This window comes from Rossellomorea sp. NPDC071047, from assembly GCF_050270195.1.
In the GTDB taxonomy this organism is placed as follows: domain Bacteria; phylum Bacillota; class Bacilli; order Bacillales; family Bacillaceae_B; genus Rossellomorea.
The window spans coordinates 193,844-218,124 of record NZ_JBNNJT010000001.1; the positions used below are offsets into that span (position 1 = coordinate 193,844).

Annotated in this window: 25 protein-coding genes; 22 read left to right on the forward strand and 3 right to left on the reverse strand. The window is 41.7% G+C overall.

The features are described 5' to 3' along the window. Position 1: 1 nt before the first annotated feature. From aroE to ACQKFO_RS00975, 6 genes are read left to right on the forward strand one after another with little or no spacing between them, the layout of a single operon-like run. Positions 2-847: a shikimate dehydrogenase gene (aroE, locus tag ACQKFO_RS00950; RefSeq protein WP_427596482.1), complete on the forward strand. Its 846-nt coding sequence runs from the start codon at positions 2-4 to the stop codon at positions 845-847. Further along, complete coding sequence (yhbY, locus tag ACQKFO_RS00955) at positions 834-1,127, forward strand: ribosome assembly RNA-binding protein YhbY (RefSeq protein WP_148969748.1); 294 nt, start codon at positions 834-836, stop codon at positions 1,125-1,127. The genes aroE and yhbY overlap by 14 nt, the downstream gene beginning before the upstream one ends. 14 nt (positions 1,128-1,141) lie before the next feature. Continuing rightward, entirely contained in the window at positions 1,142-1,708 is a 567-nt protein-coding gene (locus tag ACQKFO_RS00960; RefSeq protein ID WP_427597750.1) for a nicotinate-nucleotide adenylyltransferase, read from the forward strand. Continuing rightward, positions 1,701-2,267: a bis(5'-nucleosyl)-tetraphosphatase (symmetrical) YqeK gene (yqeK, locus tag ACQKFO_RS00965; protein ID WP_427596483.1), complete on the forward strand. Its 567-nt coding sequence runs from the start codon at positions 1,701-1,703 to the stop codon at positions 2,265-2,267. Before ACQKFO_RS00960 ends, yqeK begins: the two co-directional genes overlap by 8 nt. A gap of 4 nt (positions 2,268-2,271) precedes the next feature. Further along, entirely contained in the window at positions 2,272-2,625 is a 354-nt protein-coding gene (gene rsfS / locus ACQKFO_RS00970) for a ribosome silencing factor (RefSeq protein ID WP_427596484.1), read from the forward strand. Further along, on the forward strand, positions 2,626-3,372 hold the full coding sequence (locus ACQKFO_RS00975; RefSeq protein ID WP_427596485.1) for a class I SAM-dependent DNA methyltransferase: 747 nt from the start codon (positions 2,626-2,628) through the stop codon (positions 3,370-3,372). Positions 3,373-3,485: 113 nt separating this feature from the next. Here the strand turns inward: ACQKFO_RS00975 and comER are convergent, their stop codons facing one another. Further along, positions 3,486-4,307 carry a late competence protein ComER gene (gene comER, locus ACQKFO_RS00980; RefSeq protein WP_427596486.1) on the reverse strand — a complete coding sequence of 274 codons (822 nt, stop codon included), beginning with the start codon at positions 4,305-4,307 and terminating at the stop codon, positions 3,486-3,488. A gap of 80 nt (positions 4,308-4,387) precedes the next feature. Here comER and ACQKFO_RS00985 point away from each other — a divergent pair, with 80 nt between their 5' ends. From ACQKFO_RS00985 to ACQKFO_RS00995, 3 genes are all read left to right on the forward strand, one after another. Further along, positions 4,388-4,993, forward strand: a complete 606-nt coding sequence (locus ACQKFO_RS00985) for a helix-hairpin-helix domain-containing protein (protein WP_427596487.1) — start codon at positions 4,388-4,390, stop codon at positions 4,991-4,993. Between the two features lie 68 nt (positions 4,994-5,061). Beyond that, positions 5,062-5,625, forward strand: a complete 564-nt coding sequence (locus ACQKFO_RS00990; protein WP_427596488.1) for a ComE operon protein 2 — start codon at positions 5,062-5,064, stop codon at positions 5,623-5,625. Beyond that, positions 5,618-7,885 carry a DNA internalization-related competence protein ComEC/Rec2 gene (locus ACQKFO_RS00995; protein ID WP_427596489.1) on the forward strand — a complete coding sequence of 756 codons (2,268 nt, stop codon included), beginning with the start codon at positions 5,618-5,620 and terminating at the stop codon, positions 7,883-7,885. Before ACQKFO_RS00990 ends, ACQKFO_RS00995 begins: the two co-directional genes overlap by 8 nt. A gap of 151 nt (positions 7,886-8,036) precedes the next feature. Here ACQKFO_RS00995 and ACQKFO_RS01000 read toward each other — a convergent pair whose 3' ends face one another. After that, on the reverse strand, positions 8,037-8,171 hold the full coding sequence (locus ACQKFO_RS01000) for a YqzM family protein (RefSeq protein ID WP_172251312.1): 135 nt from the start codon (positions 8,169-8,171) through the stop codon (positions 8,037-8,039). A gap of 295 nt (positions 8,172-8,466) precedes the next feature. On the opposite strand from ACQKFO_RS01000, the gene holA reads away from it, so the two are divergent. Then, positions 8,467-9,495 carry a DNA polymerase III subunit delta gene (gene holA / locus ACQKFO_RS01005; RefSeq protein WP_427596490.1) on the forward strand — a complete coding sequence of 343 codons (1,029 nt, stop codon included), beginning with the start codon at positions 8,467-8,469 and terminating at the stop codon, positions 9,493-9,495. Between the two features lie 73 nt (positions 9,496-9,568). Here holA and rpsT read toward each other — a convergent pair whose 3' ends face one another. Beyond that, positions 9,569-9,820: a 30S ribosomal protein S20 gene (gene rpsT / locus ACQKFO_RS01010; RefSeq protein ID WP_044339591.1), complete on the reverse strand. Its 252-nt coding sequence runs from the start codon at positions 9,818-9,820 to the stop codon at positions 9,569-9,571. Positions 9,821-10,022: 202 nt separating this feature from the next. Here rpsT and gpr point away from each other — a divergent pair, with 202 nt between their 5' ends. From gpr to mtaB, 12 genes are all read left to right on the forward strand, one after another. Then, entirely contained in the window at positions 10,023-11,132 is a 1,110-nt protein-coding gene (gene gpr, locus ACQKFO_RS01015; RefSeq protein WP_427596491.1) for a GPR endopeptidase, read from the forward strand. A gap of 276 nt (positions 11,133-11,408) precedes the next feature. Next, a complete protein-coding gene (spoIIP, locus tag ACQKFO_RS01020) occupies positions 11,409-12,617 on the forward strand; it encodes a stage II sporulation protein P (RefSeq protein WP_427596492.1) in 1,209 nt (402 codons plus the stop codon). 20 nt (positions 12,618-12,637) lie between these two features. Further along, positions 12,638-12,973: a DUF3679 domain-containing protein gene (locus ACQKFO_RS01025; RefSeq protein ID WP_427596493.1), complete on the forward strand. Its 336-nt coding sequence runs from the start codon at positions 12,638-12,640 to the stop codon at positions 12,971-12,973. Positions 12,974-13,159: 186 nt separating this feature from the next. Continuing rightward, positions 13,160-14,992, forward strand: a complete 1,833-nt coding sequence (lepA, locus tag ACQKFO_RS01030) for a translation elongation factor 4 (protein WP_397541022.1) — start codon at positions 13,160-13,162, stop codon at positions 14,990-14,992. A 65-nt stretch (positions 14,993-15,057) separates the two neighbouring features. Further along, a complete protein-coding gene (hemW, locus tag ACQKFO_RS01035) occupies positions 15,058-16,215 on the forward strand; it encodes a radical SAM family heme chaperone HemW (RefSeq protein ID WP_427596494.1) in 1,158 nt (385 codons plus the stop codon). A gap of 86 nt (positions 16,216-16,301) precedes the next feature. Further along, a complete protein-coding gene (hrcA, locus tag ACQKFO_RS01040; protein ID WP_427597751.1) occupies positions 16,302-17,336 on the forward strand; it encodes a heat-inducible transcriptional repressor HrcA in 1,035 nt (344 codons plus the stop codon). 96 nt (positions 17,337-17,432) lie between these two features. Next, positions 17,433-17,999: a nucleotide exchange factor GrpE gene (gene grpE, locus ACQKFO_RS01045; RefSeq protein ID WP_427596495.1), complete on the forward strand. Its 567-nt coding sequence runs from the start codon at positions 17,433-17,435 to the stop codon at positions 17,997-17,999. Positions 18,000-18,038: 39 nt separating this feature from the next. Beyond that, positions 18,039-19,868 carry a molecular chaperone DnaK gene (gene dnaK / locus ACQKFO_RS01050; RefSeq protein WP_201713547.1) on the forward strand — a complete coding sequence of 610 codons (1,830 nt, stop codon included), beginning with the start codon at positions 18,039-18,041 and terminating at the stop codon, positions 19,866-19,868. Positions 19,869-20,061: 193 nt separating this feature from the next. After that, positions 20,062-21,189 (forward strand): molecular chaperone DnaJ, encoded by a 1,128-nt coding sequence (gene dnaJ / locus ACQKFO_RS01055; RefSeq protein WP_113970634.1) that lies wholly within the window; start codon positions 20,062-20,064, stop codon positions 21,187-21,189. A gap of 24 nt (positions 21,190-21,213) precedes the next feature. Next, a complete protein-coding gene (gene prmA / locus ACQKFO_RS01060) occupies positions 21,214-22,155 on the forward strand; it encodes a 50S ribosomal protein L11 methyltransferase (RefSeq protein WP_427596496.1) in 942 nt (313 codons plus the stop codon). Between the two features lie 31 nt (positions 22,156-22,186). Next, the gene (locus ACQKFO_RS01065) at positions 22,187-22,933 is read left to right on the forward strand and encodes a 16S rRNA (uracil(1498)-N(3))-methyltransferase (RefSeq protein ID WP_427596497.1); all 747 of its coding nucleotides are present in this window, start codon (positions 22,187-22,189) and stop codon (positions 22,931-22,933) included. A gap of 5 nt (positions 22,934-22,938) precedes the next feature. Further along, positions 22,939-24,273, forward strand: coding sequence for a tRNA (N(6)-L-threonylcarbamoyladenosine(37)-C(2))-methylthiotransferase MtaB (gene mtaB, locus ACQKFO_RS01070; protein WP_427596498.1), 1,335 nt, complete (start codon positions 22,939-22,941; stop codon positions 24,271-24,273). Positions 24,274-24,281 lie beyond the last annotated feature (8 nt).

The following is a 24,281-nucleotide window of genomic DNA, read 5'->3' on the forward strand; positions in this document are numbered from 1 at the left end:
TGTGGCTCTATATGGTGTTATAGGAGATCCGATTGCTCATTCTATGTCTCCACAGATGCATAATGCTGCGTTCCTGGAATGTGGAATGGATTCTGCTTACGTGAAATTTCACGTAAAAAAAGAGCAGCTATCCCAAGCCATTGATGGAATAAAGGCGTTGGGGGTTCAAGGAGTGAATGTGACAGTTCCCCATAAAGAACATGTCATGCCATTATTAGATGAAATGGATCCATTGGCATTTGCGATCGGGGCAGTGAATACGATTGTCAATGAAAATGGCAAGCTGATCGGTTATAATACAGACGGTCTTGGGTTTGTGGAAGGCTTAAAAAATATAACTGATGAACAACTTGAAGATAAATCGATGCTGATCATCGGTGCCGGTGGTGCTGCAAGAGCCATTTATTATTCCCTTGCTTCTATTGGAGTGAAGAGAATCGATGTGACCAATCGGACGGCACCGAGAGCTGAGAAGATGATTGAAGCGTGCCCTTTTGATTTGAAATCGGATTTTCTATCTCTTGGGGCTGCTGAAAACACATTGAACCAGTATGATGTGATCATCCATACAACATCTATAGGAATGTTTCCTCATATAGAAGATAGTCCTTTAACGATCAAAGAGTTAAAAGAGGGATGCATCGTTAGTGACATTATCTATAATCCTTTGGAAACAGCATTCTTGAAGAAAGCGAATCAGAAAGGTGCCCGTACTCAAAATGGTCTTGATATGTTTGTGTACCAGGGAGCCCTTTCATTTGAAAAGTGGACGGGAATATTTCCACCATATTCAATTATGAAAAACACCGTTTTACAACAACTAGGAGGTCAACATGTTAACAGGTAAACAAAAAAGATATTTACGTTCAGAAGCGCATCATTTAAATCCGGTTTTCCAAGTAGGAAAAGGCGGAGTCAATGAAAATATGATCAAAACAATCGGAGAAGCGATTGAAGTAAGAGAATTGATGAAAATCAGTATTCTCCAAAACTGTGATATGGATAAGTCCGAGGTTGCTGACGAGTTATCCAAAGGAGTAGGGGCAGAAATTGTCCAAATCATTGGTAATACAATTGTCCTATACAAGGAATCGAAAGAAAACAAGCAATTAATCCTACCACGATAAGGATTGATAAAATGATGAAAAAGGTTGGACTCCTGGGAGGGACATTCAATCCTCCTCATATGGGCCATTTGGTTATTGCGGAACAAGTTTTAGAGAAGGCGAATTTGGATGAAATACGATTTCTACCGAATCACGTTCCTCCTCATAAACAGGCGGATGAAAGTGTATCAGTAGAACAGCGTCTCTTCATGCTGCAAAAAGCGATTGGGAGAAACCCTCACTTTTCCATTGAACGGATTGAACTTGAAAGAGAGGGTGCCTCATTCACTTACGACACCATCAAGCTATTAACCGAGAGGGAAGAGGACACCGAGTTTTCATTTATCATCGGCGGGGATATGATTGAATATCTCCCGAAGTGGTACCGGATAGAGGAGCTTCAGGAAATGGTCAGGTTCATTGGTGTCAATCGTCCTTCCTATTCACATGACACTTCGTTTAACGTTCAATTGATTGAAGTACCGGCCATTGATATTTCTTCTTCCTACATTCGCAACACAGTGAAACTGGGACAATCAGTACGCTACTTAGTCCCCGACGATGTGTATCGGTTCATAAAGGAGGAGAAATTGTATGAATAGGGAAAAAGCCTTGGAAATCGTGAAAGAACATTTAACGGAACATCGCTATATACACACTTGTGGAGTCATGGAAACAAGCATAGAGCTCGCAAAGCGATATGGAGCCGATGAGAAAAAGGCAGAATTAGCGGCGATTTTCCATGACTATGCGAAGTTCCGGGATAAAGAGGAAATGCAAACCATCATTGTAGAAGAGAAGCTGGCTCAGGATCTTTTGCAGTACAATAGCGAGCTTTGGCATGCACCTGTAGGAGCGCTACTTGTAGAGCGTGAAGTTGGTATACAGGATCAAGATATTTTAAATGCCATCCGATACCATACTTCGGGTAAAGAAGAGATGACCATCCTTGACAAAGTGATCTATTTAGCTGATTACATCGAACCGAATCGACATTTTCCCGGAGTGGAAGAAGTGCGGGAACTCGCACAAGAATCATTAGACCGAGGACTGTTGAAGGCACTTCAAAATACCATGACGTTTCTTATGAAAAAAAATCAAGCAATCTACCCAGATACATTCCGCTTTTATAACGGATTAATTTTAAACAAGAGGAGATGAAGGAATGGAACAAAATTTAGTAGAATTAGCGTTTAATGCCGCTGATGATAAGCGTGCTGAAGATATTGTTGTATTAGATATGAAAGGTGTTTCTTTAATTGCGGATTATTTTCTGATCTGTCACGGTAACTCAGACAAACAGGTACAGGCAATTGCACGAGAATTAAAGGACAGGGCAGAAGAAAACGGCTATACAGTCAAACGGTTGGAAGGTTTTGATCAAGCACGCTGGATCTTAGTCGACTTAGGTGATGTAGTCGCTCATGTGTTCCATAAAGAGGAAAGAGGCTACTATAATCTAGAGCGTTTATGGGGAGATGCATCCTTCGTCGAGGTTGGACAAGGTGAGAGTAACTAAATGAGTTATGAACGTTTTGCTTATGTGTACGATTATTTAATGCAGGACGTCCAATACGACGGCTGGTTGGAGTTTGTCAATAAACAAGCTAAAGCCTATTCTATCCAAGGGGAGAGCGTCCTTGACATCGCTTGTGGCACCGGGGAATTATCGCTGCGCCTTGTCCGGGACGGCTATGATGTGACAGGTGTCGATCTCTCTCAGGATATGCTGATGGTAGCTCAGGAAAAGGCTTTAGAAATGAACGTAAGGCTTAATCTGTTTCAACAGGATATGTCAAAGCTTGATTCTCTAGGTGAATACGACCTCATCACGATTTTTTGTGACTCCCTGAATTACCTGGAAGACGAAAAAGACGTGAAAAATACGTTCAAAAGTATATATGCTCATCTTAACCATGATGGCTTATTCTTGTTTGATGTACATTCCATTTATAAAATGACTCAAATATTTATAAACCAGACATTTACCCTTTCGGACGAACATGTCTCGTACATTTGGGATTGCTTCCCTGGAGAAGCTCCCAATAGTGTAGAGCATGAACTGACTTTTTTCGTGAAAGATGAGGAAACGAATCAGTACGACAGAGTAGAAGAGCTTCACAAACAGCGCACATATCCCATTCTGACCTTAAATGAATGGTTGGAGGATGCAGGGTTCGAAGTGTTGAATATCTCTGCAGACTTCACAGAAGAAGCCCCAACAGACCATAGCGAAAGAATTTTCTTTACGTGTAAGAAGAAATGATAAAAGCCGGATCAATCTCTTGAAAAGAGATTGATCCGGCTTTTTTATGAAAAAGATTTTTTAAAAAAGAAGGAAAATATCAATTCGTGTCGAAATATAAAAAAGGAGCCTCACTAGACTCCAAATTGTGATTTCGTTCCTTCAATATCATCCACGAACTTTTCCTGTGTGGCTTCAAATAATTTCTCGAAAACATCTCCCAGCTCTCTTTCCATTACTGATATTCCTATTCCAGTCACTCCGCCCTTTACACAAACTTTTTCTTGAAGTGTCGGTAATGTATAGATATTTTTCTTCAATAAGTCCCCTAGACCAACAAGCATTTCAGATGCTAAAACAGTGGCCGTTTCCCTGTCGATTTCTGTAACTTCTGTAGCGGCGTTTATAAACCTTTGTGTAACATAACTGAAAAAAGCAGGTCCACAGCTGACAATGTCAGAAGCCACTCGCGTCACATTTTCATCAATGACTACCGGTGTGGAAATATGCTCAACCAGTGTCATTAAATCCAGCCTCCATTTATCTGAACAATGACTTCCATACGTTAAAAGTGACACTCCGCTTAGTGCACGATTCGTAATGCTTGGAATGAATCGGGCACAGGAACTGGTCAGGATCGATTCTAATTGTTCCACACTTACTGGACTGGTTATTGAAACTACGCATTTATCCCTGTTAAAACTTTTTTTATTCTCCTGAATCACATCATAAACATCATGAGGTTTTACGCATATGAAGATTAAATCAGATGACTTGATCACTTCTTCATTTGAATGGCTTACATTCAATTCATTCCATTTTTCCTTTATATCCTCGGCTTTTTTTAATGAACGATTCGTAATATGAAGATGTGAAGGAGAAATCGCCTTTGATTCAATGAGAGCTTCAATAATGATTTTCCCCATGTTCCCCGTTCCAATGATACCCACTTTCATGTGCAGCCCTCCTTCTATCACACTCTCTCCTAAAACTTATGAATTCCTTTCAATGAATATTCCACCAGAGGTGATTTCCTGTGCAATCCCTAATTGAAAAATACAGAACGGTTCTTGTGATTCTTGTGATTTGTGCCATTGTCCTGATTGCGTATATATTAAAAAACGCTTCCGCCCCTCCAGTTAAAGAGGCTTCTTTTACAGCCGCTCCCATTAAAACAGAAAAGGAGCCTGAAGAATTGAAAATAGTCGAAAAAGTATTTGTAGACGTAAAGGGAGAGGTTGTGAAACCTGGATTATATGAAGTCAGGCAGGGAGACAGGTTAAAGTTTGTGATCGATCGAGCCGGTGGTTTCACCCCGGATGCAGATAAGAAAGTGATCAATTTAGCGGTAAAGGTCTCAGACGAAATGATGATTTATGTCCCTAGAATCGGGGAAATAGAACCGCCCCTGCTGGCTTCTCCAATGTCTGGGAACGATTCGGGAAAGGATCGTATCAACATTAATACAGCCACTCAACAGGAATTCGAAACACTGCCCGGAATTGGCCCTGCGAAAGCTTCAACCTTTATCCAATATCGCGAAGAACATGGACCGTTTGCGACTATAGAAGAGATTCAAAACATCTCTGGAGTCGGGGAAAAAACGTTTGAGAAATTAAAAGAATATATTTATGTTCAATGAATTGACGAAACATAGGAAGTCTTTATACACTTAAACAAGCATCTAAAAACATAGAAGGGGGATTGGTGATGGAAAGAATCGCTTGGCATCAATATTTTATGGCCCAAAGTCAGCTCCTTGCCCTGCGCAGCACGTGTACAAGACTGGCGGTGGGGGCAACCATCGTTCGTGAAAAACGAATCATTGCAGGAGGCTATAACGGCTCCATTGCAGGAGGGGATCATTGTATAGATGAAGGATGCTATGTGATTGACAATCACTGCGTGAGGACCATTCATGCCGAAATGAATGCCCTGCTGCAGTGTTCAAAGTTCGGGGTCGGAACGGAGAATGCGGATATATATGTTACTCATTTCCCCTGCCTTCAATGCTGTAAGGCTCTTATCCAGGCAGGAATCAAAACAGTTTATTATGCAAAAGATTATAAAAATCATCCTTATGCGATTGAACTTTTTCAAAAGGCAAACGTCCATGTAGAGAAAGTGCCCTTTCAAGAGAGCAGCATCGACGTAAAACACAATAAAAAAGCCTCCATGGTGCTTCAATTAATCGAAGACTTGAGAAATCAGGGTGCTGAAGATGAGAAGCTTGCTTACTATGAACAAGAATACATAAAACTCTTTAATGAATAGAGGGATATGCCTTTACTCGGCATTTTCAGTACTGACAGGGACGCTCCTTGCACTTCAATTCCAATGGGGTGCTGTCGTCCTTGCTGTGCTCCTTCTATCCCTTTTCCTCAGAAAAACGACCTCCACCATCCTTTTTCTCTGTCTTCTATTTCTTCTTATTTCCTTTCTTAACACCACTATTCAAGATAAGAAACAGAAAACCGTTCTGTCATCACAACCTGAACCGGTCGACTTACAAATTGTGATCAGAGACATTCCGACCATCGATGGGAATTCCTTTGTTACCCTCGCTCAAATCAAGAATGAGAAGGTTCTCATGCGCTATTATTTCTCTTCAGAAGAAGAAAAACAAGAATTCCAACAAGTGAAACCCGGTTTTGTGTGTGAAGTGAAGGGGCAGCTTACAGAACCAAAACCGAATAAAAACCCAAACTTGTTTCATTATAAAAATTATTTGGCTCATCGAGGAGTTTATTGGATACTCGAAGTACAAGCATTCGGGGGATGCGTGAATCAAAACAAATGGAAACACGCCCTCATACATCTAAGGTTTGATGGGTTGAAAAAAATAGAAAGGGAATTCCCATCTTCAACGGTAGGAGTGACCCAAGCGTTACTGTTTGGTGAAACAGGGATGATCACAGAAGACACGATGAAGGCATTCAGAGAGCTGGGTGTTGTTCATTTACTGGCTATTTCCGGCCTGCACGTCGGGTTGATCTTTGCGGTTCTTTACTATTGTCTATTGAGGATCGGCGTCACAAAAGAATCGGTGACATGGATAGGGATTGTTTTTCTCCTATGTTATATCGTACTGACGGGCGCATCTCCTTCCGTGATGAGGGCATCTTCCATGCTGATCGTGATACTGATAAGTAGAAAAGTGGCAAGTAAGTTAAGAACAATCGACAGTTTGTCCGTTGTGTTTGTGATGTTGGTTTTATATGATCCTTATACTGTCTTCAATGTTGGGTTTCAGCTGTCATTTATGGTGAGTTTTTCACTTGTAGTATCCTCAGCAGTTATTCTAAATACTTCTTCATCCATTGCACAATTAATGAGAGTAACACTTGTTGCTCAGCTATCTTCGTTACCCATCGTCATCTATCATTTCTATGAATTTTCTTTGATGGGCTTTCTCACGAATCTTCTTTATGTACCCCTATTCTCAGTCATTGTTCTTCCCTTGACCATCATCGTCTATATTCTATCAGTTGAGTGGATGATTCTTCTCCATAAACATCTTATGGATGGAATACAATGGGTATCAACCTTTATCGCTTCTTTTCCATTAAGCACAATAGTAACGGGAAAGCCTTCATTTCTGTTATTGATTGGTTACCTCATTGCTATTTACCTTGCGTTTGTTTGGTTTGAAAAGAGGAAATACATGCTTTCCGGGCTTTTTTTGCTATTTTATGCAGCGTTTCATCTGCTTTTAAATACTTATCATCCTCATGGAGAGATTGTATTTATGGATGTTGGGCAAGGGGATGCTACATTGATTAAGCTGCCGTACAATCGGGGAACTTATCTTATCGATACAGGTGGGGAAGTGCAGTTTCCGAAAGAAGAATGGGAAGAGAGAAAGAATCGTTTTTCTGTTGGGGAAGACATCGTCGTTCCTGTTTTGAAAAGTAAAGGTATCACGTCCGTTGATGCCCTGATTTTAACACACGGAGATCTCGATCATATTGGCGGATCAGAAGCGGTTCTTGAGGAGATGAAAGTGAAGGAAATCCTGATGAGTCCTAACAGCGAAGAGAAAGGCGAAATGAGGAAAATCATGAAAATCGCCCGACAAAAGAGAATTCCTGTGAAAGAAGCCCATTATCCGTACAGGTGGGCAGGTGATAATGATGGATTGCATATTGTCTCCCCGCAGGATGAAGAGTATGAAGGGAATAATGACTCTATTGTATTGTATGGAGAAATCGGGTCATTGAAATGGTTATTTACCGGAGATTTAGAAGAGCAGGGTGAGAAAGAGCTCATCCGAAACTTCGATCTGCCGATTGATGTGTTAAAAGTAGGTCATCATGGGAGTAATACGAGTACAACTGAAGAGTTCCTCGTTGAAACGAATCCGTCTGTGGCGGTGATCTCTGCAGGTGAAACCAATCGCTTTGGGCATCCGCATCCTGAAGTAATGGAACGATTGAAGAGAAGAGGAATAACTATATATAGCACGGGAGAAAATGGGGCCATCACCTATCGTTTTTGGGATAAAAAAGGAACGTTTTCAGCCCACCTGCCATAGGATGTATGACAAAACAAATTAAGCGCTAATGAAAAAGGGGCAGACCTATCACAAGAAGTCAGGCACCTTCAAGCCATCTGTATGATACACCAGTACCATAAGTGGAAGTTGAAGAAACCGGAATCTCTTTAAGGTCTGCCTCCTATCTTCATTAAGAGCCGATTAACTGAATAACAGTTGCAATAACGAACATTGTCGCAAAGAATCCAAAAGAAACAATAAATCCAACGCCTGAATCTACTGCATCATTTCTTTTTGATTGTACATTCTTTTCAAATTGGTTCACAACTACCCCTCCTATTTCTATTCTAGTATAGAACATCGCTACTGAAAAATCTATACTTCACTTTACTTTTTCCTTTACTGACAAGAGTTGTCACCTATAAGTTACCCGAGCTCAGGTGACACTAATCAATACAAAGGAAATACCGCTTGACGGAGATGGTTCCTAGGTCTTCTCCGTTAACGTTAATATAGATATAGGGGGTGTCCCATATGACGGATGTCCCCTTTACCCCTTGCCAAAACCAAAAAGCTTTTTTACCATAGAGTAGAGAAAAGACTTAATGGAGAGTGCTGACTTGGTTATTGATATTTGGAAAAAAATAGAGAAATCTCAATTCGGAGCTATATATTTAGTTTACGGAAATGAGTCATTTATTATTAATGAAACGAAACAAAGAATTGTATCAAATGCCCTTTCCGAAGAAGAAATGGATTTTAATTTTTCCAGTTATGATCTGGAGGAAACTCCTGTGGAAGTGGCGATAGAAGATGCAGAAACCTTTCCATTTATGGGGGAGAGAAGGGTCGTCATCCTACAAAACCCTGTTTTTTTGACAGCCGAAAAAACAAAAGAGAAGGTAGAGCACAACATTAAACGACTGGAACAATACATACAATCCCCTGCTCCTTATACGATTTTGGTCATTACAGCGAATTACGAAAAACTGGACGAGCGTAAGAAAATCACAAAGTCCCTGAAGAAACTGGCAGAAGTGGTAGAGGCCAAAAAGCTGAACGAGCATGAACTAAAATCCTGGGTAAGAGAACGTGCTGCCTCTAATAGTGTTCAGATAGATGAAGATGCGATTGAACTATTACTGACCCTGGCTGGAACAAACCTAATGATGCTCACACAAGAGCTTGACAAACTTTCTTTATACGCAAGCGATACAAACAGAATCGACGTAGAAGTGGTGGAACGGTTAACAGCACGGTCGCTGGAACAAAATATTTTCACATTAGTGGACAAGGTCGTTCACAGAAGAATCGATGAAGCATTGAGAATTTATTACGATCTTCTCAAACAAAATGAAGAACCGTTGAAGATTCTATCGATTCTGGCAGGACAATTCAGACTGATATATGGAACGAAGGAACTTTCACGAAGAGGATACGGACAGCAAAAAATTGCTTCCTACCTAAAAGTACACCCTTTCAGAGTGAAACTTGCAGCAGGTCAGGCAAAGCACTTCAACGATAAACAACTCGCCCATATCATCGAATTGCTATCTCAAGGAGATTACGAAATCAAAACTGGAAAAATCAAAAAAGAACTGATGATTGAAATGTTTCTGTTTAAACTTCATGATCAGAGTTTCACGTGATTTCTGAGTCATTACGATGAAATAATGAGCAAAAGAAAAACCACCTGGCCATAGGGCGAGGTGGTTTTTTTAATTAGTTCGCTTTTTTCATAAGGCGAGACTTTTGACGATCCGCAGCGTTTTTGTGGATAAGACCTTTTTGAGCTGCTTTGTCTAATTGACGAACCGCTTCTGTTGCTAATTCCTTAGCGTTATCTGCGCTGTTAGCAGCTGCAGCTTCTGCTTTCTTGATAGCAGTACGCATTGTAGATTTCACAGCAGCGTTTTGAGCGTTGCGCTCGTTGCTAGTTTTTACACGTTTGATAGCTGATTTGATATTTGGCATTCCTGTCACCTCCTATAAAAGGATCGAGATTCTATGTGACTCGATTTAAATTCCTAAACAATAAGAACAAATGATATTTTATCAAACGAACAGTGATATTGCAATACTATGTAGTGAAATTAAACGAGTGAATGAACCCATACGAAAAAGGTAAACATAAAAAAATAGTAGATATCATCCCAAGCCTGGAGGTAGAGTCGAAATGAAAAAAGAAGAAATCGATCTTAGTAAATATTCCATTCGAACCGATCTTGCCGTTGAAGCAAGAGAAATGGTCGTCAGTGATAAAGCGGAAGATACGTCGTCCATCCAAGGAGTCATGATTAAAGAGAAAGAAGAGGATGGTGTAAAGGTTTCCCTAGTCACCGTTACACCTGAAGGAGAAGAGAAAATCGGTAAAAAACCTGGTAATTACTTAACCATCGAGGCTCATGGAATTCGCCAGGAAGATGCAGAACTGCAACAAAGAGTTGAAAAAGTATTTGCCAATGAATTTAATCAATTTTTAAGTAATAATAAAATCAGTAAAAATGCCAGCTGTTTAATTGTTGGGCTCGGTAACTGGAATGTAACCCCCGATTCATTAGGGCCCCGCGTATGTGAGGATATCATTGTGACGAGACATCTTTTTGAACTGCAGCCGGAATCAGTGGAGGAGGGATATCGACCGGTCAGTGCCCTGGTTCCTGGTGTGATGGGGCTCACGGGCATTGAAACGAGCGATATTATTTTCGGTGTAGTGGAGAAATCCAAACCCGACTTCATCATCGCCATCGATGCCCTGGCCTCAAGGTCCATTGAGCGTGTCAATTCAACCATCCAGATTTCGGATACAGGCATACATCCAGGGTCAGGTGTAGGAAACAAGCGAAAAGGATTGGATCAGGAAACGTTAGGGGTTCCCGTTATTGCCATCGGCGTTCCGACCGTACTCGATGCTGTCACAATTGTAAGTGATACAGTCGACTTTCTACTAAAGCATTTTGGGAAGGAAATGAGAGAAGGGGACCGTCCATCCAGATCCCTTGCCCCGGCGGGATTAAGCTTCGGCGAGAGAAGAAAATTAACAGAAGAAGATCTTCCGGAAGAACAACATCGTCAAACCTACATGGGAATTGTCGGAACACTCGAGGATCATGAAAAACGAAAATTGATACATGAAGTATTGGCTCCCATCGGGCATAATCTGATGGTCACACCTAAAGAAGTGGACGTGTTCATGGAAGATATGGCCAACCTCATCGCAAGCGGTTTGAATGCTGCACTGCATGATGCGGTTGATCAGGAGAATACGGGTTATCAGACGAGATAGATGGCAGGTGAAAGTAGCGCCTTAGGGGTAGGTATTGACCCTTGAGGCGTTTTTTGATGAATTGGGAGTAGAGTGATCGGGTCTTGAGGAATTTGTCAGCTCTCGGATCTCCCGGTTCCTGAATCAGTGTGCGCTAAAGTTTAGATTGTTTAAAAATAATAGATTCCCCCGTTTAACTTTCCGCCAATAACCTCATAATGACTACTAAATATAGTTCTACTATCTCTAGTAATGGCATACGTTGTACTAGAGTAGATTAAAGGAAAGGGTGGGAGGATGAGGTCGTATAAAGCTCCTAATTATGTAGTAGCGATTAATATGTCAACGATACTGAAAGGGATGTTGATCTTCGTGGCAGGGTTGCTCTCGATATTTTCGATAACGGGCATCCTCACCTCCCTGGACCCTGAATATAGGATTACATCGAATTCATTGAATCAAGCGGCTTCCAATGTGAAGGGTGATGCATTATATAAGATCTTGGCATTAGAAAACCGGACTTTTAATCAAATATTGACTGAAGAAGAGCAGGATTTACCAAATGTGTCATCCCTCCTTTTTCAGGTGGCTACCAATGTGAGCTTTGAAGATCCCCGAAGTTTCCTGGGGAGAGAGCTTCCGGGATTCTCGATTTTCGACGGGGATATCCTTGTGGCCGGGGAAGGAACGGATTTTACGAATATGCCGATTGAGTCGGTCCCGCCTCCTGAAGCACTTGAGGCAGGAAATGAAGCTCCACTCAAGAATGTTGAGAATCTTAAAGACCCGGATCAAAAGAGTGGGGACGTGGCCCCGCCATTATCAACCGGAAATAAAAAAACGGTTCATCTTTACTTCACTCATACCCGTGAATCCTATCTCCCTTATTTGGACGGTGTGACCAATCCGGATTCAGCCATGCACTCAGAAGTCAATGTCACCAAGGTGGGAGACATGGTGAAGAGGAACTTAGAGGACCAGGGTATCGGAACAAGCATAGATAAAACCGATGTGATTCAGACCTTAAACAATAAAGGATTGGATTATTGGGCCGCTTACCAGGAGTCGAGACCTTTAGTGCAGGCTGCCATGACAAGTAATAAAGACTTGCTGTATCTCGTTGACATCCATCGTGATTCTCAAAGAAGGGCTGTCACAACAGGGACGATCAATGGAAAATCGTATGCCAAGCTTGCATTTGTCGTTGGGGAAGAGCATCCGAATTACGAGCAGAACTTAAAGGTGGCAACAGAGCTTCATAAATTATTGGAAGCGAACTATAAAGGGATTTCACGTGGAGTGATTGCGAAAAAGGGAAGCGGGACCAACGGGAAGTTCAACCAGGATCTTTCTAGCAATGCCATGTTACTGGAGTTTGGTGGAGTCGATAATACATTCGAGGAATTGGAACGATCTGCACAGGTTTTCGCTGAAGTATTCGCTGAATATTATTGGCAGGCTGAAAAGGTGAATCATACACCTGTCACTCCTGCTTCAAGTCAGTAGTAAAAAGGATGAAGGAACCAATGACAAAATTCTTTTTTAAATGTGCATTACTTATATCTGCATTATTTATCGGGGTACTGATCGGAATGCAGTATGCGAATGAAGGCATCGTGGAAATGAAGGGACATGAACAACAAAAATTCACTTCGCCGGTGGGAGTGAGTCAGGATGGGGAAGGAAACGTGGAAGCGTCTTTCCTTGGAAATGAAGTAGAATCGAAAACGTTAAGCGAAAAGAAAGAGAAATTAGAGGACATGAAAGCTTTTAATGCGTTTTCCTCAATCGGAAAGGCGCTGGCGAATATGATTGAAAGTATCACCAATGAAATAGTGAACTTTATTGCTTCGTTAATATAAGGGAGGGCGTATGGACTTGTTCCAGTCTTCTCTTTTTTTGTGGCTTTTTCTATAGGAACTTCAATGAATTACTTTGAAAATGGACAATTCCCGTATAGCCTTTTAGTTTACATTGAATAATATATAGTCTACTGCTATAATTCAAAATAGTGTACATGTGTGGAAATAACAGGAGTTGAACGTATAATGAACCGTGAAGAGAAATTAGAAAGACAATCGAGAATTAGAAACTTTTCAATTATTGCTCATATAGATCATGGGAAATCTACCCTTGCCGATCGTATTTTGGAGAAAACGAAAGCACTGACGGCGCGTGAGATGAAAGAGCAATTACTGGATTCAATGGATCTTGAGAGAGAACGTGGAATCACAATCAAATTAAATTCTGTGCAATTAAAGTATCAAGCAAAGGATGGAGAAGAATATATCTTTCATCTGATTGATACACCAGGGCACGTAGACTTTACATACGAAGTATCTCGTAGTTTAGCTGCTTGTGAAGGAGCCGTCCTTGTTGTGGATGCAGCTCAAGGGATTGAAGCGCAAACATTGGCAAACGTGTATCTTGCCTTGGATAATGACCTGGAAATCCTGCCGGTCATCAACAAAATCGACCTTCCTGCAGCAGATCCTGAAAGGGTTCGACAGGAAGTGGAAGATGTCATCGGTCTGGATGCATCGGAAGCAGTCCTTGCATCAGCTAAAGCGGGAATCGGGATTGAAGAGATCCTGGAGCAGGTGGTTGAAAAAGTACCCGCCCCACAGGGAGATCCAGATGCCCCACTAAAAGCCCTTATCTTTGACTCTTTATATGACGCATATAGAGGAGTCGTTGCCTACATCCGTGTGATGGAAGGAAGTGTCAAAGTCGGAGATAAAGTCCGCATGATGGCGACCGGGAAAGAGTTTGAAGTAACGGAAATCGGTGTCTTCACTCCGAAACCGACGGGACAAAAAGAATTAACGGTCGGGGATGTTGGGTATTTAACAGCAGCGATCAAGAATGTTGGGGACACCCGGGTTGGGGATACCATCACTCTTGCGAAAAACCCTGCTGAAAAAGCATTACCAGGTTACCGCCGCTTAAACCCGATGGTATATTGCGGATTATATCCAATCGATTCAAATCGCTATAACGATCTTAGGGAAGCACTTGAGAAGCTTGAATTGAATGACTCGGCACTTCAATATGAGCCTGAAACATCTCAAGCATTAGGATTCGGGTTCCGTTGTGGATTCCTGGGACTACTTCATATGGAAATCATTCAGGAACGCATTGAGCGCGAATTCAAAATCGACCTTATTACGACTGCGCCAAGTGTTATCTATCATGTCAAATTGACAGATGGTCAAGAAGTGAAAGTGGATAACCCGTCCATGATGCCTGATCCTCAAAAAGTGGATCATGTTGAAGAACCTTATGTTAAAGCAACAATCATGGTTCCGAACGACTACGTTGGTGCCGTGATGGAGCTTTGCCAAGGAAAACGCGGGAACTTTATCGACATGCAGTATATGGATGACACACGAGTGAACATCGTCTATGAAATCCCGCTTGCTGAAATTGTGTATGATTTCTTCGATCAATTGAAGTCTAATACGAAAGGGTATGCTTCATTTGATTATGAGTTGATCGGATACAAAGAATCCAAGCTTGTGAAGATGGATATCCTTTTGAATGCTGAAAATGTCGATGCCCTGAGCTTTATCGTTCACCGTGATTTCGCATATGAACGCGGGAAGTTGATTGTAGAGAAATTAAAGGAATTAATTCCGAGACAACAATTCGAAGTCCCCGTCCAGGCAGCGATCGGCCAGAAAATTGTCGCAAGATCGACCATCAAAGCCATTAGGAAGAACGTTCTGGCAAAATGTTACGGTGGAGATATTTCACGTAAACGTAAACTTCTTGATAAACAAAAAGAAGGTAAAAAACGTATGAAGTCCGTTGGTAATGTAGAAGTTCCACAAGAAGCCTTCATGGCCGTCTTGAAGATGGACGATACTGATAAAAAATAATTATCTTGATGATAAAGGGGGAAAGTGGCTTGTAACAACCAAGCGCTGCTTACCCCCTTTTCTCTATGAATGCCCCTGAAGGAGGGATATATTTGGTGAAATCAGCTTATATTCATATACCTTTCTGTGAACATATCTGTCACTATTGCGATTTCAATAAAGTTTTTTTAGAAGGTCAGCCCGTAAATGAATATTTAATCCGCTTGGGCAATGAAATGAAGCAAAGAGTCATGTCTCCTGACAAACTGGATACGATCTTTGTCGGTGGCGGCACTCCGACATCATTGAATGCAAGCCAGCTTGATCTATTATGCGAATCGATCAACACTCATCTGCCCTTTGATCAGGGGGAATTCACATTTGAAGCAAACCCAGGCGATTTGACGGAGGACAAACTTCAAGTGTTAAAGGACCACGGTGTGAATCGATTGAGTTTTGGTGTTCAGTCCTTCAATGATGAGCTTCTAAAAGGAATCGGACGGACACATAGAAGCGAAGATGTGTATACATCTGTTGAAACGGCTCAAAAAGTAGGATTCTCGAATATCAGCATTGATCTGATTTATAGCCTGCCTAAGCAGACGGAGGAAGATTTTCAAGATACATTGAAGAAAGCACTTGACCTTGATCTTCCTCATTACTCGGCTTATTCACTCATCGTAGAGCCGAAGACGGTCTTCTACAACCTGATGAGGAAAGGGAAGCTGTCACTGCCTTCTCAAGATCAGGAAGCGGCTATGTACGAGATTCTGATCGAAACGATGGAGAAATACGGGATCAATCAATATGAAATCAGTAATTTTGCTAAAAGGGGATTCGAAAGCAAACATAATCTCGTTTATTGGGACAATAATGAATATTATGGTTTAGGAGCAGGTGCTCACGGATATATAAACGGAGTACGATATTCCAATTATGGTCCCCTGAAAAAATATATGGACCCTATTGCAGAAGGTTCCCTGCCTACCATCCAGCAGCATGAAGTCACCAAAGCCGAAATGATGGAAGAGGAAATGTTCCTCGGATTACGTAAGGTAGAGGGTGTAAGTCAGTCTGTTTTTCAACAAAAATTCGACTGCAGCATCGAGTCTGTTTTCGGTTCATCGATTGAAGAAATGAAGAAAAGGAAACTGCTTACTGTGAATGAAGAACGGATCGCACTTACGAAGCAGGGCCGCTTTTTAGGTAACGAAGTATTTCAATCTTTTCTGGGAGTAATCTAATATATTGACATCCCTTTTCTGATTTGATAATTTATTAATTAGATTTAGCACTCATCTTGATAGAGTGCTAACAGGGGTGATGAATGTTGTTAACAGATCGACAACTTCTAATTCTTCAAGTGATCATTGATGATTTTATCCTGTCAGCCCAGCCTGTCGGTTCGAGGAGCTTGTCCAAGAAGGATGAAATTTCCTTCAGCTCGGCTACGATTCGAAATGAAATGGCTGATTTGGAGGATTTGGGTTTTATTGAAAAAACACATACTTCTTCAGGGCGTGTTCCATCTGAAAAGGGTTATCGTTATTATGTGGATCACTTGCTTTCTCCACAGAAATTAAAAAAGAATGACGTTCATGCAATACGCTCCATTTTCACTGAGCGGATATATGAACTGGAGAAAGTGGTGCAGAAGTCGGCAAAGATTCTTTCCGAGCTGACGAATTACACGACTATCGTATTAGGTCCCGATCTAAAGGAGAACAAGCTGAAAAAGATTCAACTCATTCCTTTGAACAAAGATACAGCCATCGCCATTATCGTCACGGATAACGGACATGTTGAAAATAAACTGTTCCATATTCCGCCGACAATGGATGCAGCAGAGCTTGAGAAGCTTGTACACATCTTAAATGACCGTTTATCAGGTGTTCCAATCAGTGAGTTAAACGATAAAATCTTCAAGGAAGTCGCTCTTTTACTAAGGGAGCATATTCAGAACTATGATTTTATCCTTCACTCGATCACGGATTCCTTTAATCCAACAGTCACGGATAAGCTGTTCTTTGGTGGGAAAACCAATATACTCAACCAACCTGAGTTTAATGACGTCCATAAAGTTCGTATGCTCCTTGAGATGATTGAACAAGAGGAGAGCGTCTACAACTTGATTCGTCCATCCGCTACAGGATTGAACATTAAAATCGGGAAAGAAAATGATCATCTTGCTATGGAGAATTGCAGTCTCATAACCGCTACTTATTCTATTGGTAAAGAACAATTAGGATCCATCGCGATTATCGGGCCTACCCGAATGGAGTATTCCCGTGTCGTGAGTTTACTTAATTTCTTTTCAAATGATATGTCCAAGGTTCTTACGAAACTGTATCAAAGTGAAGATTAGTGGACATATTGTATAAAGGAAAATAGGGCCAGGAAGCAGGTTTAATGGCCTACTGGCGCCTTGTAATGGTCGCAGATTATTAAGGAGGTGAATGTTATGTCTGAAAAAACAAAACAAGAGCAGCATGATGCGAAAGAAGAAAACAGCGAAGCGGTAGAAGAAGTGTTCGCTGAAGAACCTCAAGCAGAGGAAGTAGCAGAAGAACAACATGAATCAGATGAGCTTTCACAATTGGAAGAGAAGCTGAATGAGTCTGAGAATCGTTATCTCCGTTTAAGAGCTGATTTCGATAACTTCCGCCGACGCGTCAATATAGAAAGCGAAGCGAAGGAGAAATATCGTGCTCAAGGACTGATCACTGAACTATTGCCGGCACTTGATAATTTCGAGCGTGCTTTAAATATAGATGCTGATAATGATCAAACAAAAACACTGCTTCAAGGAATGGAAATGGTTCATAGAAGTATTGTTGAAGCCCTTAAGAAAGAGGGAGTAGAGCCAATTGAAGCGGTAGGTCAAGAGTTTGATCCACATTTGCATCAAGCAGTTATGCAAACAGAAGATGGAAATTTCGATAGCAATGTAGTTGTTGAAGAATTCCAAAAGGGATACAAATTGAAAGACAGAGTAATTCGTCCTTCCATGGTGAAGGTCAATCAATAATAAAGACATTACATATACAATACAGGGAGGTTTCTTACTATGAGTAAAATTATCGGTATTGACTTAGGTACAACAAACTCATGTGTATCAGTACTTGAAGGCGGAGAGCCAAAGGTTATTGCAAATGCAGAAGGAAATCGCACAACTCCATCAGTCGTTGCGTTCAAAAATGGCGAGAAGCAAGTTGGGGAAGTAGCAAAGCGTCAAGCCATTACAAACCCAAATACGATCATCTCAGTGAAACGTCATATGGGAACAGATCACAAAGTAGAAGCTGAAGGAAAAGAATACACTCCACAAGAGATTTCAGCTATGATCCTTCAACACTTAAAATCATATGCAGAAGACTATCTTGGAGAAAAAGTGGAAAAAGCAGTCATCACAGTACCTGCTTACTTCAATGATGCAGAACGTCAAGCAACGAAGGATGCCGGTAAAATCGCAGGTCTTGAAGTTGAGCGTATCATCAACGAACCAACGGCTGCTGCACTAGCATACGGCTTAGACAAGATGGATCAAGATCAAACGATCCTTGTTTATGACCTTGGTGGCGGTACATTCGACGTATCCATCCTTGAACTTGGTGACGGTGTATTCGAAGTACGTTCTACTGCCGGTGACAACCGTCTGGGTGGAGACGACTTTGACCAAGTGATCATCGATTATCTTGTAGCTGAATTCAAAAAAGAGAATGGCATTGACCTTTCTAAAGATAAAATGGCTCTTCAACGTCTTAAAGACGCTGCTGAGAAAGCGAAAAAAGATCTTTCAGGAGTGACTTCAACTCAGATCTCACTTCCATTCATCACGGCTGGAGAAGCTGGTCCGCTTCACTTGGAAGTGACTCTCTCAAGAGCTAAATTCGATGAAATCTCTTCAGATCTTGTAGAACGTACAATGGGACCAACTCGTCAAGCGATGAAAGATGCTGGTCTTTCTGCAAGTGAAATCGATAAGATCATCCTTGTTGGTGGATCAACTCGTATCCCGGCTGTACAAGAAGCAATCAGAAAAGAAACTGGTAAAGAGCCATCTAAAGGTGTTAACCCTGACGAAGTTGTAGCGATGGGTGCTGCGATTCAAGGTGGAGTTCTTACTGGGGACGTTAAAGATGTTGTCTTACTTGACGTTACACCACTTTCACTTGGTATTGAAACAATGGGTGGCGTATCAACGAAGCTGATCGAGCGTAATACAACGATCCCGACATCTAAATCTCAAACATTCTCAACTGCCGCTGATAATCAGACAGCTGTTGATATCCATGTATTACAAGGTGAACGCCCAATGGCTGCTGATAACAAAACGCTTGGTCGCTTCCAATTATCTGATATTCCACCGGCACCACGTGGCGTACCACAAATCGAAGTGAAATTCGATATTGATAAGAACGGTATCGTGAATGTAAGTGCGAAGGACCTTGGAACAGGTAAAGAGCAAAACATTACAATCAAGTCTTCTACCGGTCTTTCAGATGATGAAGTAGAACGCATGGTGAAGGAAGCAGAAGAAAATGCCGAAGCGGATAAACAACGTAAAGAGGAAGTCGAACTTCGCAACGAAGCCGACCAACTTGTTTTCCAAACGGAAAAAACGTTAAAAGACCTTGAAGGCAAAGTAGAAGAAGATGAAGTGAAAAAAGCGGAAGATGCAAAAGCAGAATTGAAAGAAGCGATCGAGAAAGACGATCTGGATCTTATCCGTGAAAAGAAAGATGCATTACAGGAGATCGTTCAAAGCTTAACAATGAAACTTTATGAGCAGGCTCAAGCGGAAGCTCAAGCAGCTCAAGGAGCAGAAGGTGAAGCTTCGAAAGACGACGATGTAGTCGATGCTGAATACGAAGAAGTAAACGACGACAAGAAATAATTTAGTATGAACGAAAAAGTCAAAGTCAGGGCGGTTCTTGGCTTTGACTTTTTCTATGATTGAAAGAAACAGAAGGTGATTCATTCATCTGACTGACACAATCAATTAGAAGGAATGTTGAGTTTTTATTGATAATAGTCAAAGCTCAATGTTAAAATAACCTTTATGCAAAGGATTCGGGAGTGGTGTTTTAATGAGTAAACGGGACTATTATGAGGTTCTTGGTGTCGGAAAAGATGCCTCAAAAGACGAAATGAAGAAAGCATACCGCAAGCTCTCCAAAAAATATCATCCGGATATTAATAAAGAAGCGGATGCGGATGAAAAATTCAAAGAAATATCGGAAGCCTATGAAGTATTGAGTGATGATCAAAAGCGTGCTCAATATGATCGTTTCGGACATACTGACCCTAACCAGGGATTTGGCGGCGGCGCTGACTTTGGCGGTGGAGGTTTCGGTGGTTTCGAAGACATCTTCAATACATTCTTCGGTGGCGGCGGTGGCCGCAGAAGAGATCCTAATGCACCAAGGCAAGGTGCCGACCTTCAGTACACGATGTCACTGACATTTGAAGAAGCGGTCTTTGGGAAAGACACAGAAATCGAGATTCCGAGAGAAGAAGAATGTGATACCTGCCATGGTTCAGGTGCAAAGCCGGGAACAAAGGTCAATACATGTTCTCACTGTAATGGATCTGGTCAATTGAATGTAGAACAGAATACACCGTTCGGCCGCATTGTGAACAGACGCGTTTGTCACTACTGTAACGGTACAGGTAAACAAATCAAGGAGAAATGTTCAACTTGTGGCGGGGCTGGAAAAGTACAGAAGCGCCGTAAAATATCTGTTAAAATCCCGGCTGGTATCGATGATGGACAGCAGCTGCGTGTGACAGGTCAAGGTGAACCGGGTATAAATGGTGGACCTGCCGGTGACTTGTACGTTGTCTTCCACGTTCGCTCACATGATTTCTTTGAGCGTAACGGAGATGATATCTATTGTGAAATGCCAGTAACGTTTGCACAAGCAGCATTAGGTGATGAAATTGAAGTGCCGACCCTGCACGGGAAAGTAAAGCTGAAAGTACCTGCAGGAACTCAAACAAGCACGAGATTCCGTTTGAAAGGTAAAGGAGTACCGAATGTACGTGGATACGGTACAGGTGATCAGCATGTTCAGGTGAAGGTGGTTACCCCTTCTAAATTAACGGATAAGCAAAAGCAACTATTAAGAGAATTTGCGGATATTAGCGGACAGGTTCCAGACGAACAGCATGAAAGCTTTTTTGATAAAGTGAAAAAAGCCTTTAAAGGCGAATAACTAAAGAACGGAGTTGGTAGATCAATGAAATGGTCAGAAATCAGTATTCTTACTACGAATGAAGCGATTGAACCTATTTCAAACATTCTTCATGAATCTGGAGCAAGCGGTGTGGTCATTGAAGACCCTGCCGAATTAATTAAGGAAAGAGAAGATATGTTTGGAGAGATCTACCAACTCAATCCTGATGATTATCCGAGTGAAGGTGTCTTAGTCAAGGCGTACTTACCCGTGAATAGCTTTCTTGGTGAAACCGTTGACGAGATCAAGCAGGGCATTACGAACCTGGTTACCTATGATATTGACATTGGTGAAAACAAAGTGGAGATTTCAGAAGTGAATGAGGAAGAATGGGCAACGGCGTGGAAGAAATACTACCATCCTGTGAAAATCTCCGATAAATTTACGATCGTCCCTACTTGGGAAGACTATACACCGGTTCATAGTGACGAACTCATCATTGAATTGGACCCAGGCATGGCGTTCGGGACAGGGACGCATCCTACAACAGTCATGTGTATACAGGCCCTTGAGCGAATCGTTAAAAAACACGATACAGTCATCGATGTAGGAACCGGTTCAGGTGTATTATCCATTGCTGCTGCACAATTAGCTGCAGACAATGTAAGGGCGTATGACCTGGATGAAGTGGCTGTTCGTTCAGCGAGACTGAATGTGAAGCTGAACAAAGTTCAACAAACTGTGACGGTTGACGCGAATAACTTATTGAATGGCGTTACTGGGCAAGCGGATGTGATTGTAGCGAACATTTTGGCTGAAATCATTTTACGCTTTACACTTGATGCCTTCGAACTTGTGAAACCGGGCGGGTTTTTTATCACCTCTGGGATTATCCAGCCTAAGAAGCAGGAAGTACGTGATGCATTGGAGTCTGCCGGATTTATTATTGAAGAGATTATGGTCATGGAAGACTGGGTCGCTATTATTGCCAAGAAGCCTATGTGAATTTAAGTAAAAACGGTGGAGTTGAAACTGTATGCAACGATATTTTATAAATGACACATATCGAGAAAATGATCCTATTACGATAACAGGGGATGACTATCATCATATCATCCGTGTCATGAGAATGAAGGAAGATGATGAAGTCTATGTTGTTTTTATGGATCAAGCATCAGCAATTGCCCGTATTGAAACGATTTCCAGTGACTCAGTACAACTATCAATAGTAAAATGGGAAACAACGACTAAAGAATTACCAATTAAAGTAACCATTGCGAGCGGACTGCCGAAAGGGGATAAATTGGAGTTGATTTTCCAAAAGGGAACAGAGCTTGGAGCCACTCAATTTATCCCTTTTAATGCGGATCGCTCTATTGTGAAATGGGACGATAAAAAAGCAAAGAAAAAAGTGGAACGATGGGAGAAAATCGTCAAGGAAGCAGCGGAACAGTCTCATAGACTCCTTGTTCCCGACGTATCTGCCCCCATTTCATTGAAGCAATTAATACAGGCACAGTTTGATTACAAACTGATCGCATATGAAGAAGAGGCAAGAGCCGGAGAAAAGGGAAATCTTTCGAAGGTGTTATCAACGATTGAAAATGGACAAAGTGTCCTTGTCATATTCGGTCCTGAAGGCGGATTAACAGAAAAAGAAGTAGAGATGTGTAAGAGCGAGGGCTTTATCCCATGTGGTCTTGGCCCAAGAATCTTACGGACGGAGACTGCTCCATTGTATGTCCTCTCAGCCATCAGCTATCAATTAGAACTTATGAGGTGATTGTAATGCCATCAGTAGCGTTTCACACTCTAGGGTGTAAAGTGAACCACTACGAAACAGAAGCCATTTGGCAACTGTTTAAAGAAGAAGGATATGAACGTGTAGAATATGATTCGATTGCCGACGTGTATGTCATTAACACGTGTACGGTAACGAATACAGGAGATAAGAAAAGCAGACAGGTCATTCGTCGTGCCATCCGTAAGAATCCTGACGGAGTGATTTGTGTAACAGGATGCTACGCTCAAACATCCCCTGCTGAAATTATGGCGATACCGGGCGTTGACGTTGTGGTAGGAACGCAGGACCGAAGAAAAATGCTAACATACATTGAAGAATATAAACAAGAACGCCAACCAATCAATGGCGTTACAAACATTATGAAGAATCGTGTCTACGAAGAGCTGGATGTTCCGGCATTTACGGATCGTACCCGTGCCTCTCTTAAAATCCAGGAAGGGTGCAATAACTTCTGTACATTCTGCATTATTCCATGGGCCCGTGGACTTATGAGATCCCGTGATCCTGAAGAAGTCATTCATCAAGCTCAACAGCTTGTGGATGCCGGCTATAAAGAGATCGTGCTGACAGGTATTCACACAGGTGGATACGGAGAGGACATGAAAGACTACAACCTTGCCATGCTCCTTAAAGACCTGGAGCAAAAAGTGAAGGGGCTGAAGAGAATTCGTATCTCTTCCATCGAAGCCAGTCAACTGACGGATGAAGTCATCGAAGTGATCGATCAATCAAATATTGTTGTCAGACACTTACACATTCCACTTCAATCAGGATCCAATACGGTCCTTAAGAGAATGCGCAGAAAATATACGATGGAATTCTTTGCAGAGCGCTTGGAAAAGCTTAAGAAGGCATTACCGGGACTTGCCGTTACATCTGATGTCATTGTCGGTTTCCCAGGTGAAACGGAAGAAGAATTCATGGAAACATATAATTTCATCAATGAACATAAATTCTCTGAGCTTCATGTGTTCCCTTATTCAAAGCGAACAGGGACTCCTGCAGCACGTATGGACGACCAAATCGATGAAGATATCAAAAACGAACGAGTTCACCGATTAATTGAACTTTCTAACCAATTAGCGAAAGAATACGCTTCTCAATTCGAAAATGAAGTGTTAGAGGTAATCCCTGAAGAGATCTATAAGGATGACCTTTATGTAGGATATACGGATAATTACTTGAAGGTGGTTTTCCCTGCAACAGAAGACATGGTAGGAAAGCTTGTGAAAGTGAAGATCACAAAAGCAGGTTATCCTCTAAACGAAGGCCAATTCGTACGTGTCCTTGAAGAAACAGAAGAAAAAGCTGCAATTTAATAGATCAA

Coding starts and splice junctions, on each gene's coding strand:
- ACQKFO_RS01065 (WP_427596497.1), top strand. CDS start 22,187: ATGCAACGATATTTTATAAATGACACATATCGAGAAAATGATCCTATT.
- ACQKFO_RS00990 (WP_427596488.1), top strand. CDS start 5,062: ATGGAAAGAATCGCTTGGCATCAATATTTTATGGCCCAAAGTCAGCTC.
- ACQKFO_RS00995 (WP_427596489.1), top strand. CDS start 5,618: ATGAATAGAGGGATATGCCTTTACTCGGCATTTTCAGTACTGACAGGG.
- hemW (WP_427596494.1), top strand. CDS start 15,058: ATGAATGCCCCTGAAGGAGGGATATATTTGGTGAAATCAGCTTATATT.
- spoIIP (WP_427596492.1), top strand. CDS start 11,409: ATGAGGTCGTATAAAGCTCCTAATTATGTAGTAGCGATTAATATGTCA.
- rpsT (WP_044339591.1), bottom strand. CDS start 9,820: ATGCCAAATATCAAATCAGCTATCAAACGTGTAAAAACTAGCAACGAG.
- ACQKFO_RS00975 (WP_427596485.1), top strand. CDS start 2,626: ATGAGTTATGAACGTTTTGCTTATGTGTACGATTATTTAATGCAGGAC.
- dnaK (WP_201713547.1), top strand. CDS start 18,039: ATGAGTAAAATTATCGGTATTGACTTAGGTACAACAAACTCATGTGTA.
- yqeK (WP_427596483.1), top strand. CDS start 1,701: ATGAATAGGGAAAAAGCCTTGGAAATCGTGAAAGAACATTTAACGGAA.
- prmA (WP_427596496.1), top strand. CDS start 21,214: ATGAAATGGTCAGAAATCAGTATTCTTACTACGAATGAAGCGATTGAA.
- yhbY (WP_148969748.1), top strand. CDS start 834: ATGTTAACAGGTAAACAAAAAAGATATTTACGTTCAGAAGCGCATCAT.
- ACQKFO_RS00960 (WP_427597750.1), top strand. CDS start 1,142: ATGAAAAAGGTTGGACTCCTGGGAGGGACATTCAATCCTCCTCATATG.
- grpE (WP_427596495.1), top strand. CDS start 17,433: ATGTCTGAAAAAACAAAACAAGAGCAGCATGATGCGAAAGAAGAAAAC.
- rsfS (WP_427596484.1), top strand. CDS start 2,272: ATGGAACAAAATTTAGTAGAATTAGCGTTTAATGCCGCTGATGATAAG.
- comER (WP_427596486.1), bottom strand. CDS start 4,307: ATGAAAGTGGGTATCATTGGAACGGGGAACATGGGGAAAATCATTATT.
- lepA (WP_397541022.1), top strand. CDS start 13,160: ATGAACCGTGAAGAGAAATTAGAAAGACAATCGAGAATTAGAAACTTT.
- dnaJ (WP_113970634.1), top strand. CDS start 20,062: ATGAGTAAACGGGACTATTATGAGGTTCTTGGTGTCGGAAAAGATGCC.
- gpr (WP_427596491.1), top strand. CDS start 10,023: ATGAAAAAAGAAGAAATCGATCTTAGTAAATATTCCATTCGAACCGAT.
- ACQKFO_RS01025 (WP_427596493.1), top strand. CDS start 12,638: ATGACAAAATTCTTTTTTAAATGTGCATTACTTATATCTGCATTATTT.
- mtaB (WP_427596498.1), top strand. CDS start 22,939: ATGCCATCAGTAGCGTTTCACACTCTAGGGTGTAAAGTGAACCACTAC.